We start from the raw sequence: 21,208 nt of genomic DNA, 5'->3' as shown, positions 1-21,208 counted from the left end.
TGGAGGATGAAAACATGGATTTAATAAACCTACAGAATATAAATGTTTCTTATGATAAGAAAAATAATATATTGGAAAATCTAAATTTAAAAGTTAAAAAAGGAGAATTAGTTTCTCTTTTAGGACCAAGTGGGTGTGGAAAGACAACAACATTAAGGGTTGTAGCTGGATTTATAGAACCAACAGCAGGAAAGTTTTTATTAGGAGATGAAGATTATACAAATATACCTGTTCATAATAGAAACTTTGGATTAGTCTTTCAAAGCTATGCATTATTTCCTCACTTAACAGTAGAAGAAAATGTAGCTTTTGGATTAAAAATGAAAAAGATGAGCAAAGAAGAAATAAGAAAAAAGGTTGATGATATATTAAAAGTTGTTGATATGAGCCATTTAGCAAAGAGGTATCCAAAGGAATTATCTGGAGGACAAAGACAAAGGGTTGCCATAGCAAGAGCCTTAGTAATAGAGCCAAGTCTTTTATTACTAGATGAACCTTTAAGTAACTTAGATGCTAAATTAAGATTAAAAATGAGAGTTGAAATAAGAAAACTTCAACAAAAGCTTGGAATAACAACATTATTCGTAACTCATGACCAAGAAGAATGTTTTTCAATTTCAGATAAAGTAGCAGTTTTAAATAAAGGGGTAATAGAACAATTTGATACTCCAGAAAATATTTATTCAAATCCAGCAACAGAGTTTGTTGCAAGATTTGTAGGTTTTGAAAACTTTATAGATTTAATAAAGGTATCAGATGGTATATACAAAAATGAGAGTGGAATTAACTTAAAAGTTAACAAGGTTAAGGATAAGAATGAAGTAAAAGCAACTATAAGACCAGATGATATAAAGATTGTAAAAGAGGATTTAGAAAACACAGTAGATGGAGTTATAGAGGTTAGAACTTTCTTAGGAAAGGCATACCAATATGATATTAAAACAAAACTTGGGAATCTAATTGTAAATAGTGAAAATGACAGTATATATGAAAAGGGACAAAATATAAAACTTCAATTACCAGTAGATAAAATAGTAATTTTATAAAACTTAAATATAAAAAATATGTTTATAAAGGAGAATCTTATGAAAAAGAAAATTTTAGCAACCTTATTAACAGGATTAGTACTAGGGACATCTTTAGTTGGATGTGGAAAAACAGAAGGAGCAGAGGCAGGAAAAAAATTAGTAGTTTCAACTTGGGGATTAAATGAAGATGTATTAAAGGAGACAGTATTTGAACCATTTGCTAAAGAACATGGTGTGGAAATAGTTTTAGATATAGGTAATAACTCAGAAAGATTGACTAAGATGAAAAATAATCCTAACTCACAAATAGATATAACTTATTTAGCAGAATCTTTTGCAGAGCAAGGAGTAGAAGCAGGTATATTCGATAAATTAGATTATTCAAAGATTCCTAATGCAAGTGAGATGAATGAAAAGGCTAAATCTACAGTAGAGGCAGGATATGGACCAGCATATACATTAAATAGTATAGGAATAGTTGTAGATCCTTCAGCAGGAATTGAAATAAATTCTTGGGAAGATTTATGGAAACCAGAACTTAAAAATAAAATAGCTATACCAGATATTACAACAACTAATGGTCCAGCAATGGTAGAAATAGCAGCAGAAAAGGCAGGAGTAGATGTTAAAACTGATAATGGAGAAGCTGCATTTAAAGAATTAGAAGCTTTAAAACCAAATGTTGTTAAAACTTATAGTAAATCTTCAGATTTAGCTAATATGTTCTCAAATGGTGAAATAGTAGCTGCTGTAGCATCAGACTTTGCTTTTGGAACAATTTCAAAAGCTAAACCAGAGGTTATAAATGTAATACCTGAGTCAGGAACTTACTTAAACTTTAATACAATAAATATAAATAAAAATTCTAAAAATAAAGATTTAGCTTATGAATTTATTAACTATGCATTAAGCAAAGAAGTTCAGGAGAAAACTGCTAAAGCTTTAAATGAATCACCAGTTAATAAAGAAGTTAAATTAAGTGAAGAAGAAACTAAAAACTTAACATATGGACCAGTGGTTGATAATGCTAAGGTAATTGACTTTAAGTTTGTTAATTCAGTAATGGATCAATGGGTTAATAACTGGAACAGAATAATGAACTAGTTTGCAGGTAGTGAAATGCAAGTAGAATTAATTATTAAAAATTTAAACGTATATAATAGTTATTTTAAAAAATTCATAAAAGGTGATATCTTAATAAATAAGGGGAAATTTCTTCATATAGGGAAAGGATATGAAGATAGATTATGGTCTGAAAATGTAATAGATGGGGAAGGAAAATATATAATTCCTGGATTAATAGATATACACATGCATATAGAGAGTTCTATGACTATTCCAAGGGAATTTTCTAAGGCTGCAATAAAACATGGGGTCACTACAGTAGTAGCTGATCCTCATGAAATTGCTAATGTTTTTGGAATAAGAGGTATAGAAGAATTTATTAAATTTAAGGGAAATCTAGATATATTTTATGGTATCCCTAGCTCAGTACCTTCAACTTCAAGTTCACTAGAGACAACAGGGGAGAAAATAACTCACAATGAGGTAAAAAGATTATTAGAGTATGATAATATTATTTGTCTTGGAGAAGTAATGAACTTTAAAGACTTAATAGAAGATGATGATTCTAATATAAATAAAATAATAAATATAAGTAAAGAAAAAAATATACCTTTAGAAGGGCATTGTCCTAAAATACAAGGAGTAGATTTATCACTTTATATTTATAGAGGGGTTAATGGGGATCATACTCAGCAGTCAGTTGGATCCCTTCAAGAAAAAATTCAAAATGGTATGTTTATAGAGATGCAACATAAATCAATGACATTAGAGAATATAAAATTTTTGATTGAAAATAATTTATATGAGCATTTTGCATTAGTAACAGATGATGTAATGGCAGATAAATTAGTTAAGGGGCATCTTGATGAGATTTTAAAGGAAGCCGTAAAGCTTGGAATGTCTATAGAGAATGCAATATATGCATCTACATATACACCAGCTAGAAGAATGAATCTTTTAGATAGAGGAACAATTGCACCTGGAAAGCTAGCAGATTTTATATTGTTAGATAGTATAGAAGATTTTAATATATATGAAGTTTATAAAAATGGGGAAATGGTTTTTAATAGAGATAAGGGGTTAAAAGAAGAGTTTTTTGAAGATAAAAGCAAATTAGATTATAGATTTTATAATAGTATAGAATTAAATAATATTACTAAAGAAAGTTTAGAGGTTAAAGTACCAAATAAGTATAAAAATAAAGTAAATTGTAGAACTATGAAAGTCTTAAAGAATACTACTTTTACAGAAGAGGGAGAAGTAACTTTAAATGTTTATAATAATATTTTACAATGGGAAAAGAGTAGCTGTGCATTAATTGCTGTTTTTGAGAGATATGGTAAAAATAATAATATATCTTTTGGATTAGTAGAAGGAGAAATTATAAAAGAGGGAGCAATAGCAACTACTTGGGCTCATGATCATCATAACCTTATGGTAATGGGAAGAAATATTAGTGATATGACTATAGCGGCTAATGAGGTTATAAATTCTAGGGGAGGATATGTAGTCTCAAAAAATAATGAAGTAATTGCTAAATTAGAGTTACCAATAGGTGGAATAATCAGTGATGAACCTATTGAAATCATAGGAGAAAAGCTAGGGGAAGTTAGGAGTGCCATGAGAGATTTAGGATATAATCATATGAATGAAATTATGTCATTTAGCACTTTATCTTTACCTGTTAGTCCTGCATTAAAGATAACAGATAAAGGGTTAATAGATGTTAAAAAAGGTAGTATTGTTTCTTTATTCAAATAAAGTCTATATTAAGTGATTATTGATTTTTATTTAGTTAGCTTTAACTTAATTACGCAAAGTAATATAAAAGGAAAGTAAGGGGATGTATCTTAGTAGATATAGCCTCTTATTTTTAGCTATATTTTAGGTTGATTTTGGAGGGGATAATATGAGTAAAATAGTAACTTTAATAAAAAATGTTACAGTTATTACTATGAATGAACATAAAGAAATTATAGAAAATGGTTTAGTTGTTTTTGAAAAAAATAAAATAGTATATGTTGGAACTGATGTAAGGACAGAAGAAAAATTAAAAAGAAGTGGATATAAAGTTGAGGTAATAGATGGTGAAGAGGGAATATTAATGCCAGGTATGATAAACTGTCATACTCATGGGTCTATGGTTCCTTTTAGAAGTTTAGCTGACGATTGTAAGGATAGATTAAAGAGATATTTATTTCCCTTAGAACAAAGATTAGTTGATAAAGAATTGACTTATATAGGAGCAAAGTATGCTATAGCAGAAATGTTATTAGGTGGAGTAACTACCTTTTGTGATATGTATTATTTTGAAGATGAGGTAGCGAAAGCTGCTAAAGAATTAAATATGAGAGGAGTGCTTTGTGAGACAATAGTAGATTTTCCTTCGCCAGATTCAGAAAAGGCTTTTGGAGGGATAGATTATTCCATAAGATTTATAGAAAAATGGAAAAATGATGATTTGATAACTCCAGGAATAGCTCCTCATGCACCTTATACAAATACAGAGGAATCATTAAAGGAAGCATATAAAATTAGTAAAAAATATGATGTTCCTATAACTATGCATTTAGCAGAAATGGACTATGAGTTAGAGGAATATAAAAATAAATATAATCTTACTCCAGTTTCTTATTTAGATAAGCTTGGGGTTTTAAACTCTAATTTTATAGCGGCCCATGCAGTTTTAGTTAATGAAGAAGATATAGAAATTTTAAAGAAGAATAATGTTAATATATCTCATAATATAGGGGCAAATTCTAAAGGAGCTAAAGGAATAGCACCAATATTAAAGATGAGAGAAAAAGGAATAAATATTGGACTTGGAACAGATGGTCCTATGAGTGGAAATACTTTAGATATATTAAGCCAGATGTCACAAGTGGGAAAAATTCATAAATTATTTAATAAAGATAGAACTTTACTACCATCAATAGATTTAATAGAAATGGGAACCATAGGTGGAGCTAAAGTTTTAGGAATTGATAAAGAAGTTGGATCTATAGAGGTTGGTAAAAAAGCTGATTTAACTTTAATAGAAACAAAATCAGTAAATATGCAACCTATATATGATTATTATGCAACAATAGTATATTCTGCTAATTCTAGTAATGTAGAATTAGTAGTTGTTGATGGTAAGATTGTTGTTAAGGATAAAAAATTAGTAAGTGCTAGCTTTTCTGAAGTAAGAAAAGATTTACTAGGTTTAACAGAGAAAATAAAGAAAATTTCTAAAGAACTTTAGGGTTTTATATAAGAATAAAGCTTAATTAAACTTAATAGAATAAAAACACATTGAGAAATTCAATGTGTTTTTTAGTTATAAGTTTTATTATTTACTACTAAATAAATAATTTATAATGATAAATTATTTTGTAATAGTTAAAAAGTTTTTATGACTTTACCATGAATTTACTTGGTGGTATTATTATACATATAAGTTAAAATAAGTAAAATAGCTTATATGTATATTTAATAAGGGGGGAAATTAATATGCAATCATTTAACAAAAGGGGGACAGCTTTAGGAGCAGCAATTGCATTTGCTTTAACCTTAGCACCTACCTTAGTAATGGCTGAAACAAGACAAATTCCTGAATCTGAAACAGTAAATGTTGGATTCATAAAAGATGGAGAGAGATCAACAATATTCAATCAAAACTGGAAGTTTTTTAAGGGAGATCCTTCTGGTGCTGAAGGGGTAGACTTTGATGATTCTTCATGGAGAGGACTAAACTTACCTCATGATTGGAGTATTGAAGGAGATTTTACTGTTGAAGGGGAAGCTGAAAGTGGATTCTTATTAGGAGGAACTGGATGGTATCGTAAAGCCTTTGTAGTTCCTGAAAAGTATAATGGTAAGGATTTTACATTAAACTTTGATGGCGTATATATGAATGCTGAAGTATATGTAAATGGTAAAAAGGTTGGTGAGCATAATTATGGATACACTTCTTTTGCCTTTGATATTACTGAAGCTTTAATATGTGATGGACAAACTGAAAATATAATTGCTGTTAAGGTATCTAACCCAGTGCCAACTAGTAGATGGTATTCTGGAAGTGGAATTTATCGTGATGTAACTTTAAGTGTAACAGATTCTATTCATGTTGCCCATGCAGGAACAACAGTTACTACTCCAAAACTTGAAGAGCAAAAAGATGGAGACGTAGATGTAGCTATTGAGACTATAGTTGAAAACGAGTCCAAAGACAATTCTATGGTTACTGTAAAAAGTACAGTAGTAAATTCTAAGGGAGAAGAAGTTAGTGAGTCAGTAATAAATGAAAAAAGTATAGGAGCTAATGAAAGTTATACTTTCAATCAAACTGCTATTGTAAATAATCCAGGTTTATGGTCAGTTGATAATCCAAATATGTATAAGGTAAAAAGTGAAGTATTAGTAGATGGAAATGTTATAGATACTTATTTTACTGATTTTGGTTTTAGATATTATAATTTTGACAAAGATACTGGATTCTCTTTAAATGGAGAAAATATAAAGTTAAAAGGTGTTTGTATGCACCATGACCAAGGAGCTTTAGGAGCAGCATCTTATTATCGTGCAGTAGAGCGTCAAATGGAGAAAATGAAGGAAATGGGAGTAAATGCAATCCGTGTTTCTCATAATCCTGCTAGTGAAATGTTATTAGAAATTTGTAATCGTTTAGGATTGTTGGTTATTAATGAGGCCTTTGACACATGGACAAATCCAAAGAACGGAAATGTAAATGACTTTTCTAAGTATTTTAATGAAGTAATAGGAGAAGATAATGAAATTTTAAATGGTTCTCCAGAAATGACATGGGGAGAGTTTGAAGCTAGATCTATGGTTAAAAACTCTAAGAATAACCCATCTATAATAATGTGGTCAATAGGTAATGAGGTATTAGAAGGAATTAGTGGAAGTGCATCTAATTATACTAACGTAGCTCAAAATATAATTGATTGGATTAAGGATGAGGATGAAACAAGACATGTTACTATAGGAGATAATAGAACTAAAAATGGAGATAGAACAGCAGAGGCTATTTCAGAGGTGGTTGATGACAATGATGGATTAGTTGGTTTTAACTATGCAAATGAAGCACAGGTTGCACAGCAAAGAGCAAACCATCCAGATTGGACATTATATGCTTCTGAAACTAGTAGTGCAATACACACTAGAGGATATTATAAAACAAAGGGAATAGATTATAGTAATCATCGTATTTCAGAGTATGATAATAATCAAACAAGAGTTGGTTGGGGACATTCAGCTAGTGATGCTTGGAAGTTTGTAATCAAAAATGATTATAATGCTGGAGAATTTGTTTGGACAGGATTTGACTATATAGGAGAGCCTACTCCTTGGAATGGTACTGGTACAGGTACAGTTGGTGGAGGTAATGGAGCAGCTCCAAAATCAAGTTACTTTGGTATAGTTGATACTGCAGGATTTGAAAAAGATATTTATTATTTATATCAAAGTCAATGGAATGATGATGTAAATACATTACATGTACTTCCAACGTGGAACAGAGAAGATATAGTTATAGAAAATGGAAATGTTGAAGTAAACGTATTTACTGATGCTCACAAAGTTGAATTATATCTAAATGATGAAAAGATTGGGGAGCAAACTTCAACTGAGCATACAACTGATGCAGGATATAAATACTATACTTTTGGAAATGATTCATTGTATCCAGTATTTAATGTTCCTTATAAAGAGGGTACATTAACTGCTAGGGCATATGACAAAGAAGGAAATGAAATCACAAATACAGAGGGAAGAAATACAGTGAAAACAACTGGAGAGGCTTCTACTGTAAGATTAAGTGCAGATAGAGATACTATTGATTCAGATGGATATGATTTATCTTATATTACTGTAGATATTGTTGATGAAAATGGCAATATAGTTCAAAATGCAGATAACAGATTAAATTTTGAGTTAGAAGGAAATGGAAAAATTGTAGGTGTTGACAATGGAGATCAAACTGATACAGATTCTTATAAACCTACAAGTGATACAGAAGCTTCTAGAAAAGCATTAAGTGGTAAGGCATTAGTAATAGTTCAATCAACTAAGGATGCTGGAAATATAAGATTAAATGTTTCAGGTGAGGGATTACAATCTCAATCTATAGAAATTAATACTGTAAATAATGCTGGAGAAGATAAGTTCTTAGAATCTTATGAAATAGTTAAAGACTACTATGTTAATTTAAATGAAAAGCCAGAGTTACCAAGTACAGTAGAAGGAAGATACAGTGATGGAACAACTGAGACTTTTAATATTTCATGGAATGATTATGATGAATCACAATTAAATACTCCTCAAGTATTTAAGATAAATGGTAAATTAGAAGGAACAGATGTGGCTGTAAATGTAAATGTCCATGTAATTGGTGATGTGGTTTCAATGGAAAATTACTCAACATTTACTTATGCTGGACAAACTCCAACACTTCCTAAGACTGTTAAAGGATATTTAGCTGATGGAAATGAAAGTGAAGAGTTTAAAGTGGATTGGAATTTAGAAGGCGTAGATTTCTCTGAGCCTAATACAACAGTTGAAGTTTTAGGAGAAGTATCCTTATTAGGTAAGACATATACTGTTACTTCAACAGTGCGTGTAGTTGAAGCTTTAAAAGCTGCTGCTAACTTAGCTATAAATAAGGATACTAATAAAGATGTTCCTGCTTTAAGTCAAAGTTGCGTTTCTCAAGCTGATAATTTAAATTCTATTAATAATGGAATAACTAATAATGGTACAGATACAAGAGAACGTTGGACAAACTGGAATGAAAGAGATTTAACTGTAAATGGTGAACCTAAAGGGGCATATGTTCAATTAGATTGGGAAAATAAATATAATATTGATAGATTAGATTTATGGTTATTTACTGATAATATTTATGGAAGAATTCCTAAGAAAGTAGAAATAAGTTATAAAAATGAGGCTGGTGAATATGAGGTAGTTACTCATTCAAATACAACAGAGGTATCATACCTTGCTGGAGAAACAACTTATTTCTTAGATAAAGTAATAAATACTGATAGTATTCGTGTTTATATGCAACAACCTGAAGTAGGTAAGTGTATTGGATTATCAGAGGTTGCAGTATATGAGTATGTACCACAAGTAAGTGCTAATGAAGGTAATAAATTATCTGAAATAAAATTAGATGGCGAAGCCTTAGAAGGATTTAATCCTGATACTAATGAATATACAGTTAATTTAAAAGAATTACCTAAAACTGTAGAAGCTTCAGGGGAAGAAAATGTGGCTATAACTATATTACCAGTTCATAATAATAAATCAATAATCATTGCTCGTTCAGAATCTGGTGCTAAAAACATCTATACTGTAAATTATGTATTAGAAGAATCTGAAGGGTCAGCAGATATTAATGAGGATGGTTCTATAAATGTAGGAGATTTATCCATAGTATCTAAATATCAAGGAGAGATTATATCAGGAAATGCTTTAAGTGAAAAATCTGATATAAACAAAGATGGAGTAGTAGATAAAGCTGATATCCAAATAGTTATGGGTAAGATCTTAGGAGAATAATCTTTTAAATAAAAAATAAGTTGTATAAAAGGGGTGTGTATCAAAGTATAATAATAAAACTTACTTTGATACACGTCTATTTTTATTGATTTCTAAAGGGTGAAAATTTCTAAGTAGATTAACTACAAGGTTTCCATAGTTAATGAAATAAATTCTCTTGCAAAGTTATTTATGCCATTTTTAATTCTATTTGCTTCTGAGATAGTTAAATCTCTATCTTCCTTAGAAGCTGCTACTGCAGAGCCATAGGCATTTTCTCCTTTATTAGGTCTTTTTAGAGAGTAGATTAAATTTTCTATAGAATTCTTTAAGTTTGGAGCCTTTTCCATAAGGTATTTAGCTTTGTTTATATCTCTTATACCTTCTTTTAATTTTTCTAATCTAGGAGTAGAATAAAAGGTTTTACCTATACTATCCTTTTCTGCTGGGTATATAAGAAAAGGGTCTCCAGGTTCCCAATATTTGTAAGAAACATTTTCTAAAGGGTTTTCAACCCAACCATCCCATGACCAACGTAAAAAGCCATTGGTGTTTTGGTATAGGGAATACCAAATAGTAAAGGCACCTTCAGAAGGATCACTTATAGTGAAACTACTTGGATAATCTCCAGTACAGGTGTATATTGTAGTTAATAATCCAAGTTCTTGTCTATGAGTAGCCATATTTTTCATATCATCAGAATTATGATTTATATGGGATAATCCAATTGATATATCATCTATTCTATCTAAGAAGGAGTAGTCATTTCCACTTTCATAATCCATGGCAGAAGAAATTTTAAAATGCTCATAAGAGTTATTTGTTATGTTTTCAATTAAATCAACACAAGCTTTTAAATCATCCATACTTCTTTCATCCATTGAAATATAAGTTATGTTAAACCAACCCTTTTCTTCAAGATGAGACATAAATGAAGTTAAAAATTGTGTCCAAATGTTTATCCAAAGATCACTACCAGGGGTTGGATTTATGGCTTCTTCTTTATTAGTAGCTTCATTAAAGTACTGAATTCTATTATTCCAAGGGACAATACTATAACACTTTATTTGGCCAAAGCCCTTTTCAGGATCTAGAATTCCTAAGTCTATATTAAGTTGAATCCACTTATCAAAGTGAGAGTAGTCAAATTCAAAGGTGCCATAGGAGTTTTTTCTCCACTTAATCATTGAAGGGTCACTATCATAAGATTGATGATTCCAAGCTTCATGAACTATAGTAGCTATAACACCACGTCCTCCCATATTTCTATACTCTTTAAGATTACCTCTTAAATATTTAAAATGCTTTTCTGTAAATAAATCTTCTTTGCATATTTTATAATACCTTGCTATGGTGTAAGGATGTTGCCAAAATTCAATTTGAGTATTTGTTTCACTTGGAAGAGGTTGTACTAAGTTTAAAACTTCAAAGGAATAATCAAAAGTATAGGATTTTTCTAATTCATCAGCAGTGACCTCAATAGAACCATTATAAATTCCAGGTTTTGCATTCCTAGGAATTTTTATATTAATCCAAGCAGAGGCTATTTTATTTTTTTCTATATTTAGTGAACCAGAATTATGAATAATATCTGGGAAAGGTTCAAGGGGAGCAGAAGGATTACTACGTCCTATATTAGCTAAGGTTTCTTTAAGCCAAGAAATCTTAATATTATTTGAAGAGATTAAATCCCCATTTTCATTTATAAAGTCACTTGAAGAAAGGGTAACATTATTAACAGGAGAGGAGTTTGTCCACATAACAATTTTAGAATTAAGTTCATCTCCTATCCAAGCTACCTCATTCCAAGTATTTAAGTTTAATTTCTTTATTTCATCATAATCTTTTTGGAGATAATGAAAGTCAGTAGAGCCAATAGAAGCACCAAGAGTAGTATCTTTTTTCATAAAATAAACCTTCCTTCTTTTTCTAAAATTTAGTAATAAATACATTATAAAATAGATGTTTTAAAAATAGAACATTTAAAAAAAGTCTATTGTTAAAAGATTAAGTAAAGAAGAGATTTTATATTACACAATTATATTATAATCTCATAATTTTCTGAATTTATCATATACATTATAAAGGTATAAATTAAAATAGTAGTGTTTTAGAAAAACCTATTTTATGTAGAAACTTTAATTAAATTAATAGGGGGGAAAGAAGTGCAAGTTAATAAACTTTCAAAAAAATCATTATCTTTAACATTAGGGCTCAGTGTGGCTCTAACTAACACAGCACCATTATCAGTATTAGCAAATGGATCCAAGGTAGAGGATGTTGTAGCTAGTAAGAGCCAAGATAAAATCACTATTGGAAACGAGTACATTTCTAGAGAGTTTTCTATTGAAAACGGGAAGGTATTAACAAGTGAAATAGAAAATAGCAGAGCAAATACTACTTTAGTTCCACAATTAGGTTCAGAAGATTTTATTATAAATACAATACAAGAAAATTCTGATTTACCAGAAGTAGAAGCTAATTCTCCAAAGGAAGTTTTAGATAGAGCTAACTGGAATGCAACCCTTACAGCTAATAGTGGAACAGCATATCCAGCTACAGATATTGAAAAATTATTCGATGGAGATAAAAATACTTATATAGATAGTTATAATATAACTGGTTATCCAACATCATTAAAAATCGATTTAGGAGAAGTTAAAACAGTATCTTCATTTTCTTACCAAAAAAGACCTGGATTTACTGATGCTAATTATGGCAAAAATGGAACTATGGGACAGTACAAGCTTTATGTAAGTGAAGATGGAGAAAATTGGACAGAAGCTGGAGAGGGTGAGTTTACTAGAGAAGACTTTAACTTGCATCAAGAAGGTAATCTTCACAATGTAGGAGATGTTGTTTATGGTAATTTTGATAAAACTTATGAAAGTAGATATATAAGAATAGATCAATTATCAGATGCCTTAGGCAATACACAGGAGTTTTCAGGAGCAGAAATAAATTTATATTCAGATAAATATGAAAAACCAGAGGAACCAATAGCACCTAAAACTGCCATTAAATCAAGTGATTTAACAATAGATACTTCCTCTACAAAGATAGAAGATATTGAAAATGGGAAAAAGCTTACTATTTCATATGAGCCATATGATTTTAATGGAACTGAGTATGATATAGATATGGTTACTGTTCTTGAAAATGATGACCACTATATGAGATCTTTCCTTGAAATCAAAACTAATAATGAAAATGCAAAGATAGATTATATTGATTTAGATCACTTTATATTAGAAGATGGCATAAAGGATACTTTATGGTCCCATCCAGATTTAGAAGATGTAACTTCCATATTAATAGGAAAAAATGAATTGATGCTAGGGCAGCCTATTTATGCCAATGGTATGTTCTTTGGATCAGAATTCCCAGCTACAGATACTGATGTAGTGAATGATGGAATGCAAATTAGATATTATAGTGGTAAAAGTTTTGAAGAGTTAGAAAGGGATAATCAATTAACTACAGATGGAAAGTTTGTATCATGGCAAAATGTTGTGGGAGCTGCTAAGGGAGTAGATACAGATGTTGTTCAAACTGATTTCTTTGAATATATATCAGAAATAGCTACACCAACTGATTTTAGAAAGCAATATAATTCATGGTATGATAATATGCTTACAATAACTGATGAAAGTATTTCTAAATCTTTCTATGGAACAGAAAAAGGATTAACAGAAAATGGAGTGGAACCAATTGATTCTTATGTAGTAGACGATGGATGGCATAACTATAGAGATCCAGAATTTAACCCTAATATTTCAAAAGAACAAGCTGGAAATAGTATGAATAGAACTGGATTTTGGGAGTTTAATGATAAGTTTCCTAATGAGTTATATACATCTACAGAGTTAACAAGTAAATTTCAATCAAAATTTGGATTATGGCTTGGACCACAAGGAGGATATAATTTCTATGGTGGTTTTGCAAGATACTTAGAAAAAATGGGAACTGGATATGCTCAAACTAATAATGGGGTAAATGTTTGCGTTGGTTCAGATAGGTATATTAAGAATTTAACAAGTCTTTTCTTGGATTACCAAGAGAGATTTGATATAGATTATTGGAAACTAGATGGATTTGCTCTTAGACCTTGTACAAGTGAAAATCATGATCACATGACTGGTGGACACAACAATATGTATTATACAACAGACCTATGGGAAAAGTGGACAGATGCTTGGGAAACAATGAGAGCTAGTAGAGCAGAAGAAGGAAAGGACCTATTTATAAATGCAACTTGTTATGTAAACTTAAGTCCATGGATTCTTCAATGGGTAAATACTGTATGGATACAAAATTCACAAGATACAGGAGAAGCTGGTACAGGTTCAAGACATCAACAAAAAATAACTTATAGAGATGCTGTTTATCATGATATTTATAAATCAAACCAAATACAATTCCCTGCAAAGAATATATATAACCATGAGCCAATATATGGTGTATCTGATGGAAGTTTTGCAACTACAGAGGACTTTAGAGATTTCTTATTTGCTAATGCAGTTCGTGGAACAGCATTCTGGGAATTATATTACTCACCATCAATAATGGATGATGAAAAGTGGAAAGTTAATGCAGATGTTTTAGACTTTGTGGAAAATAATTTTAATGTTTTAGAAAAGGCTAAGTTATTCGGACATAGAGCTACAGAGGGTGTTTATGGATATTCTGCATGGGATGGCAATGAAGGTATAGTTTCATTTAGAAATCCAACGGGAGAGACTAAAGAGTATACTTTAGAGTTAATTGATATAGTAGGAGTTCCAAAGTCAGTATCAAATCTTAAAGGAAATCAAGTATTACCATATAAAGTTGGTGATATAGGATCAGTATCTTATGGAGATAGTATAACTGTAACTTTAGAGCCATATGAAACTAGAATACTTCAATATGGAAAGGTAGATAATAAAGCTTCTGAAATAGTTTCTGCTAAGGTAACTGGAGAAAATGAAATAACTATTAAGTACAATGAGCGTGTTGAAAATGGAGAAGGAGTTTATTCAGTTGAAGGAAATGAAATTATTGAATCTAAATTATTAGATGATTATAGAACAGTGGTTATAAGTACTTCTAATAAACTTCAAGGAGAGGCTAAATTAAATATTAATGGAGAAAGAGATGCTCTTCAAAATCCACTTACAACAAGTTTAACAATTCCTGTTTATAATAATGGAAAAATTGTTTCAGTACAAAGTGGAGAGGAATTAATAGGTGGAGAAAATATAAATAAGAAGTATAATGGAAATTCAGACACATACTTCTTAGAAATGAATAAAGCTTATGAGGTTGATACAAATGAAAGCTTTAAAGGAAAAACTGATTTTGCAATATCTATGGCTATTAATACTACATCATCTAATGTAAACTTATTAAGCCAAGGAGAGGAAATAAAGCTATCAATTGATGAAGAAGGATATGTAAACTTCAAAGTTAAAGATTTAAATCTTACTTCAAAGTCAGAAGTAACTACTGTTACAGAAAAGGCTCATGGAACTTTTGGAACTAATGAATATGTAGAAACTTCAACTGAATCAACTTTTGTTGGTAAAGTAAATGATGGAAAATTACATCATATATCTGCAGTTAGAGAGGTTAACGGAGTTCTTAAAGTTTATATTGATGGTGAATTAATGAATTCTGTATATGATAAGTCATTAATAAATCAAGAGATAAATGGTGGAACAATTATGGTTTCTGATAATAACTTTACTGGAGTTATAGGAGATATTGAATTAAGAAATAGTTCAATATACTATGATGAAGCAAAAGAACTTTATAATTCTTATGAAGGTTCTGACATAATTGAGTATAGCAGAGAAAATTGGGCTACAAGTGCTTGTTCAGAAATGAACCCACCAAGTGGCAATGATGGTCCTGCTTCATATGCTATTGATGGAAATGAATCTACTTTATGGCATACAAATTATGTTGGTGGAGATAATCATAGTGGAAATCATTGGCTTTCTGTAGATTTTGGTGAAGAATTAGACTTTGATACAGTTAATGTATTATCTCGTGGAAAAGAAATAAATGGTTCAATTAAAGGATATAAGTTAGAGGCTAATATAAATGGAGAATGGGCATTTGTTAAAGAAGGAGAATTCACAGATGGAGTTAAGGAAAAAATAGAGTTAGATGAAGCTATAAAAGCAAGTGGAATTAAATTAACAGCCCTTTCTACATTTAATGGACAAAACTTTGCAGCTGTAAGAGAAATAAGTGTTACTAAGAAGGATAGGGAAGCAACAGAGGATGAAATAAATGAATTAAAAGCTTTAGTTAAGGAAATAAATAAAGAGGATTATACTAAGGCAACAGCTAATAGATATATTAAGGTAGCAGAAAAAGTAAATGCATTAGATAAGATTAATTTATCACAATTAGATAGATTAAGAAGTGATTTAAATAAAGCTTATGAAGGATTAGTAGAAGCTAGAGAATTAAATAAAACTTTAGTAGAAGCTGGTAAATTAATTAAAGAAGATTATACAATTGAAAGCTGGACAGTATTTGAAGAGGCATTAAATCATGCAAAAGACTTAAACAATGATATAGAAGCTACTAAGGAAGGGGTAGATGAAGCTACATCAAGATTAAAAGAAGCTATGAATTCTCTTGAGAAGGTTAATAATGAAGGAGAAATAGTTAATGGACCTGTGAATAATTTTGAGGCTTCAGAAATAGCTAAGAAGAACGTAACTGTTACTTGGAGTGCTCCAGAATCTACAAAGGGCTTAGAAGGATATGCTCTTTATAAAGATGGCAAAAAGGTAGCTGAAATAGGTGCAGAAGAAACATCATATAAATTTAAAGGATTAAACAGACATACAATCTATAATTTCAAGATTGCTGCTAAATATTCTAATGGAGAACTTTCAAAGAAGGAAAGTATAACTTTAAGAACTGCTAGATAATAAAGAGTAAGTGGCTGTATCAAGATAAAAATATAAAACTTATAGATAGATTTTAAGAAGTAAGCATATTCCTTCTTTTTATACTATCTATAAGTTTTCTTATTTATATAGTCATCTTTACTTATTTTAAAGAAAGATTATTTTTAAGTAAGAAATATTTTAAATAGCTAATAATTAATTAGGATTAGAAAATTTAAATTTTTCTTTTAATATTAGAATAGAGCATAATTTATAAGTTTTAAATTTAAAGAAAAATTTCTACTGTACAATATAGTAGTAAACTATTTTTATAAGTTAAGCTAAGTCTATTATAATATTTCTAATACTTCTACAGTGTAGTTTCCACCAGGAGCTTCAACTTCTACTACATCTCCAACCTTTTTACCCATTAGGGCCTTTCCTAAATCTGATTCTATACTTATACACATGTTTTCTAAATCTAAATCCATAGTTGTAACTAAAGTAACAACATCCTCATCATCATCTTCAACAAATTTAATTCTAGCTTTGCTGTTAAGACCTAGTGTAGATTTATCATTACTTTCTTCATCAACTATTATTGCTGTTGAAATCATAGTTAAAAGGTATTGTATTCTATTATCATTTTCTCTATAGTTTCTACAAGCCTCTTTATATTCAGCGTTTTCTGATCTATCACCATGGGCTGCTGCCTCAAGTTTCTCTTTCGCAATCTTTGCTCTAACAACAGACATTCTATAGTCTAACTCTTCTCTTAACTTTCTAACGTTTTCCTCTGTCAAATAATTATTCATAACAAGATCTCCCTTACCTCTTAATTCTTTATTTTATCATTATACAACATTTACATAAATTTTAAAGGTGTTAATTAGGAAATAGGGTAGTATTTATAGGTCTTTATATTTAAGTGACAGAGTAAGTGACATATTAATGACAATTTTGAGCCAGAGATATTATAGTGATATCAATGGTTGTGCTATACATGACAGACTTTTTCTATTTATATATAGGGGGGGGAATTAAAAAAAGCAATAAAAAATAAGTAAAATATATAAATACCTATATATAAGGGGTAGAAAAACTTGTCATAGCGTCACACCATGGCAAAAGTGAGTAATACCAAGGGCTTAAGCTATGACAGCTTAGTTTTAAACCTGTCATCTTAATAAAACTACTTTAATTTTGCAGGGCTTTAAAGAAAGCGCAAGGAAAGTACTATGTGAAAATAAGATTTTATGTTTTTCAAAAACTATTAAAAGTTCAATTAGATGTTTTAAGAAAAGTATTTAATAGCATTACTATTTAATGGGTATAATCAGCTTTTTAAAGATAGAAAAAAACTTTATTTAAGCTTATTTTAAAGGGAAAAATATAGCTTTTTATGCTTTAGTGACGGAGTTGTGACGGACTTGTGACGGATTTTGAGTCAGAGTTTTCTTAGTGATACCAAGGGTTTTGACGGAATTGACGGACTTTTTTTACTCCTATATAATAGGGAAAATAAAAAAATAGTATAAAAAAAAGACATTTATTAAATACCCTATATATAGTGAGTGAAAAATAGCAAAAGTCTGACAAGGTTTGGCTAAAGCTAGTCATACCAAGGTTTTAGAGTATGACGGGCTTTTTGAAAGTCCGTCACAAACTTGTGAAAGTAAGTTAAAAAACTATTGAAAGTTCAATTTAGAGGTGAATGAGAGAGTTTAATACTATTATTTGATGGGTATAATTAACAATTTTGTTATACATTAAGGGAAAAACAGATATAAAATATAAGTGAAACTAAAAGAGGAAAAAGTTAGAAAAGAAATTAAAAGAAAATAAAGATAGTTTTAAATGAAATATGAAAATAAGAAATAAAAAAGAAAAGGAAGAATATGATATGAAAAAGGGAATTGGGGTAACTATTTCAATTTTAAGTTTAGGAGTTTTTTTAGCTTTATCATTTTTTATTATTGCTAAGAAGGAAATAAAGGATTATAAAAACATAGGGATTGATCTTACTTATGATGAAAGGATTAAGGAGCCTATTGAAGAACTCTTAGTTAAGTTTGTTGATTTTGATTATTCTAAAGAAGAGGTTAATTGTGAGGAGATAATTTCTAATAAGGAAGTTGCAGAGACATATAATTTAACTTTTAATTCTACACTTAAGTATAATTTAGAAAGTGAATTGAAGATGTCAAAGGTTTCTATAAAAAGTATTGTAAAAGAGCCTGATAATGAATATAGGGTAAACTTCCATAGGAAATTTGAGATAAAGTTTGACAAAAATAGTGATACCATATCAGGTGGAATGGATGATTATACAGCCTATATAGTTGAAAAGAATGGGGAATTTTATATAGATAGAATTCTTAATGATGTTGATTTTAACCAGTTTAAAAATAGTAAGAGTAAAATAGCTAAATTATTTAAATCAGAGGAGGAGCTTTTTAATGAGGCAATGAAATCTGAAATAGAAGCTAGAAAGAATTATGAGGAGTATCTTAAAAATTTATAATTAAAAAACCTAAATAAACTAATTAAGAAATAAAACTAGATAAGTATAGAGTCAATAACTTAAATAAATATATGGTTAAATATAACTTTTAATTAAACTTTATGATTTTATTCTTAATAAAATAAAAATATTTTAAATTAAACTTAAAGTTAGTTGATTTATTTTGGTTTATATGTAAATATATAGTAACAAAAGTTTTTAACATGAATATTTTATTATTTATAAACATCTAATTTAAAGGGGAAATTTGAAATGTCAAAGATGAAAAAATGTAAAGTTTGCTCTAAAGAAATAGCATCTAATGCTAAAACTTGTCCTGAATGTGGGGCGAAAAATAAAAAAGCAATATATAAAAGACCATGGTTTATAGTATTAGCAATAATTATAATAATTGGAGCTGTAGGAGGATCAAGTTATGAGGATTCAACAGTAGCTAATAATGAAACTATAAGTGAAGTGGAGCAAAATCAAGATAAAGAAATTAGTAATAATCAAGGCGAAGAAAAAGATGTTTTGGTTAAAGAAAATGAAGAAAAAGTAGATGAAAAAGAAGAAAAGGTAGAAGAGGAAGTTCTAAAAGAATATAAGTCTGCATTAAGAAAAGCAAAGGTATATAGTGATACTATGAGTATGTCTAAAGCAGGCTTATATGACCAATTAACATCTGAGTACGGAGAGAAATTTACAGCAGAAGAGGCTCAATATGCTGTAGATAATTTAGATGTAAATTGGAAAGAAAATGCATTAAAAAAAGCAAAAGTATATCAAGAGACTATGGCAATGTCTCCAAGTGCAATATATGATCAATTAGTTTCAGAATACGGAGAAAAATTTACAGAAGAGGAAGCTCAGTATGCTGTAGATAATTTATAGTAGTATATTTAAAATTTATGATTTAGTTTTAAACAAAGATTTTTGGCTTTAATACAAGAGATATAGAAATTTTCTATATCTCTTAATTTTTTAGCTATTTAAAAGGAAAACTCATTTAAAATAGAATTTTATGTTAAAAATTTCATATGTTATAATTACATAAAATAATAAATATTGTATAATTATAGAATGTGGAGTAAGAAATGGTAATATACACTTCGTAGTTTATTTAAGATAGTTTAAAAGAATAAATTTATAAAAACATATATTGTTTTAGTGAGTGGGGGAAGAGTTACTTTGGATAGAATTAAATCATGGGAATATGATGATGTTTATAATAAATTTGCCATAAAGGATTTAGATAAATCCTCATTTAAGAGGGGAAGCCATATACCAATAAAGGTTAGAAAGGTCTTTGAATGTGAAGATATTAAATATGGAGATAAGAAGAAAATAACTCTTATATATAAAGGGGAAGCCTTTGAAGCTGAAATAGAAGGCGGAATCAAAGGTAGAATACGAATGAATTGGCCAAAGTTAATACCTAAAATGAAGGAAGTTTTTAAAAATGAAATAAATGACTTTGAAGATTCTAAAGAGCTTAGTGTAAGAGTGCCTAGATTGAAATTTACAAAGGAAACAGCCATAAAATATGATGTGGAAATGAAAACTAAATATAGTCATGATGTTCTTTTTGAGTTAGAAAGGCTAGATATAGATGTTGAAAATAAAACCATAGAAGAAATAAATGAAGTGGGAGAAGTTATAGAGAGGATTGTTAAGGCTAGAAAAAATCAAAACAAATTTAGAGAAGCACTATTTAAAAGAGAGAGTAAGTGTAAAATTTGTGGACTAGCTCATAAGGAGCTTTTAATAGCAAGCCATATAAAACCTTGGAGTAAAAGTACACCAGAGGAAAAGCTAAATCCCTTTAATGGATTCTTACTATGCCCAAATCATGATTCCTTATTTGATAAGCATTTAATAAGCTTTCAGGATAATGGAGAAATCATAATATCTAAAAGGCTCTCAGAAAAGGAGCAGGAGCTACTAAACATAAATAAGGATATCGTGGTTAATATTGAAGATGGAAACAAGAAGTTTTTAAAGGAGCATAGAAAGGTTTTTTATGATATAGAGGAGGCCTATACTGTAGAGAAAGAATTAGCAATAAGCAATAAGGAAATATATAAGGTTGAATTAGAAGTTTAATAGGTTTAAATTTTTTATAGTTCTATTAAACTATGCCATAAAAATGATGGCTACTTAGCATAGTGTAGATAAAACTA

Annotated in this window: 11 protein-coding genes; 9 read left to right on the top strand and 2 right to left on the bottom strand. The window is 29.5% G+C overall.

Features of this window, described 5'->3' with window-relative positions; all coding sequences use genetic code 11:
* Positions 1 to 14 precede the first annotated feature (14 nt).
* From CPF_RS07195 to CPF_RS07175, 5 genes are all read left to right on the top strand, one after another.
* Positions 15 to 1,046, top strand: a complete 1,032-nt coding sequence (locus CPF_RS07195) for an ABC transporter ATP-binding protein (protein ID WP_011590726.1) — start codon at positions 15 to 17, stop codon at positions 1,044 to 1,046.
* Positions 1,047 to 1,085: 39 nt separating this feature from the next.
* Positions 1,086 to 2,132 (top strand): ABC transporter substrate-binding protein, encoded by a 1,047-nt coding sequence (locus CPF_RS07190; protein ID WP_003462470.1) that lies wholly within the window; start codon positions 1,086 to 1,088, stop codon positions 2,130 to 2,132.
* Between the two features lie 15 nt (positions 2,133 to 2,147).
* On the top strand, positions 2,148 to 3,854 hold the full coding sequence (locus CPF_RS07185; RefSeq protein ID WP_011590725.1) for an adenine deaminase: 1,707 nt from the start codon (positions 2,148 to 2,150) through the stop codon (positions 3,852 to 3,854).
* A gap of 148 nt (positions 3,855 to 4,002) precedes the next feature.
* Positions 4,003 to 5,337: an amidohydrolase gene (locus CPF_RS07180; RefSeq protein WP_003462412.1), complete on the top strand. Its 1,335-nt coding sequence runs from the start codon at positions 4,003 to 4,005 to the stop codon at positions 5,335 to 5,337.
* Positions 5,338 to 5,585: 248 nt separating this feature from the next.
* Complete coding sequence (locus CPF_RS07175) at positions 5,586 to 9,653, top strand: glycoside hydrolase family 2 TIM barrel-domain containing protein (protein ID WP_011590724.1); 4,068 nt, start codon at positions 5,586 to 5,588, stop codon at positions 9,651 to 9,653.
* A 122-nt stretch (positions 9,654 to 9,775) separates the two neighbouring features.
* Here the strand turns inward: CPF_RS07175 and CPF_RS07170 are convergent, their stop codons facing one another.
* A complete protein-coding gene (locus tag CPF_RS07170; protein ID WP_011590723.1) occupies positions 9,776 to 11,539 on the bottom strand; it encodes a DUF4091 domain-containing protein in 1,764 nt (587 codons plus the stop codon).
* Positions 11,540 to 11,797: 258 nt separating this feature from the next.
* On the opposite strand from CPF_RS07170, the gene CPF_RS07165 reads away from it, so the two are divergent.
* A complete protein-coding gene (locus CPF_RS07165; RefSeq protein WP_011590722.1) occupies positions 11,798 to 16,564 on the top strand; it encodes a discoidin domain-containing protein in 4,767 nt (1,588 codons plus the stop codon).
* 308 nt (positions 16,565 to 16,872) lie between these two features.
* Here CPF_RS07165 and greA read toward each other — a convergent pair whose 3' ends face one another.
* Positions 16,873 to 17,337 carry a GreA/GreB family elongation factor gene (greA, locus tag CPF_RS07160; protein ID WP_003452135.1) on the bottom strand — a complete coding sequence of 155 codons (465 nt, stop codon included), beginning with the start codon at positions 17,335 to 17,337 and terminating at the stop codon, positions 16,873 to 16,875.
* A 1,049-nt stretch (positions 17,338 to 18,386) separates the two neighbouring features.
* Between greA and CPF_RS07155 the strand changes: the two genes are divergently transcribed.
* The 3 genes from CPF_RS07155 to CPF_RS07145 all read left to right on the top strand — a co-directional run bounded on the left by CPF_RS07155 (position 18,387) and on the right by CPF_RS07145 (position 21,131).
* Positions 18,387 to 19,046, top strand: coding sequence for a hypothetical protein (locus CPF_RS07155; RefSeq protein WP_003473455.1), 660 nt, complete (start codon positions 18,387 to 18,389; stop codon positions 19,044 to 19,046).
* Between the two features lie 252 nt (positions 19,047 to 19,298).
* On the top strand, positions 19,299 to 19,919 hold the full coding sequence (locus CPF_RS07150) for an Ltp family lipoprotein (protein ID WP_011590720.1): 621 nt from the start codon (positions 19,299 to 19,301) through the stop codon (positions 19,917 to 19,919).
* Positions 19,920 to 20,216: 297 nt separating this feature from the next.
* Entirely contained in the window at positions 20,217 to 21,131 is a 915-nt protein-coding gene (locus CPF_RS07145; protein WP_011590719.1) for an HNH endonuclease, read from the top strand.
* Positions 21,132 to 21,208 lie beyond the last annotated feature (77 nt).

It is taken from the genome of Clostridium perfringens ATCC 13124 (assembly GCF_000013285.1).
Lineage (GTDB): Bacteria > Bacillota > Clostridia > Clostridiales > Clostridiaceae > Sarcina > Sarcina perfringens.
The sequence above is the reverse complement of the archived record's forward strand: the minus strand, read 5'-3'. Positions and strand labels throughout refer to the sequence as shown.

Bases quoted from the DNA above. Each gene is read 5' to 3' on its own strand.
- CPF_RS07195 (WP_011590726.1), top strand. From the start codon at position 15: ATGGATTTAATAAACCTACAGAATATAAATGTTTCTTATGATAAGAAA.
- CPF_RS07190 (WP_003462470.1), top strand. From the start codon at position 1,086: ATGAAAAAGAAAATTTTAGCAACCTTATTAACAGGATTAGTACTAGGG.
- CPF_RS07185 (WP_011590725.1), top strand. From the start codon at position 2,148: ATGCAAGTAGAATTAATTATTAAAAATTTAAACGTATATAATAGTTAT.
- CPF_RS07180 (WP_003462412.1), top strand. From the start codon at position 4,003: ATGAGTAAAATAGTAACTTTAATAAAAAATGTTACAGTTATTACTATG.
- CPF_RS07175 (WP_011590724.1), top strand. From the start codon at position 5,586: ATGCAATCATTTAACAAAAGGGGGACAGCTTTAGGAGCAGCAATTGCA.
- CPF_RS07170 (WP_011590723.1), bottom strand. From the start codon at position 11,539: ATGAAAAAAGATACTACTCTTGGTGCTTCTATTGGCTCTACTGACTTT.
- greA (WP_003452135.1), bottom strand. From the start codon at position 17,337: ATGAATAATTATTTGACAGAGGAAAACGTTAGAAAGTTAAGAGAAGAG.
- CPF_RS07155 (WP_003473455.1), top strand. From the start codon at position 18,387: ATGAAAATAAGAAATAAAAAAGAAAAGGAAGAATATGATATGAAAAAG.
- CPF_RS07150 (WP_011590720.1), top strand. From the start codon at position 19,299: ATGTCAAAGATGAAAAAATGTAAAGTTTGCTCTAAAGAAATAGCATCT.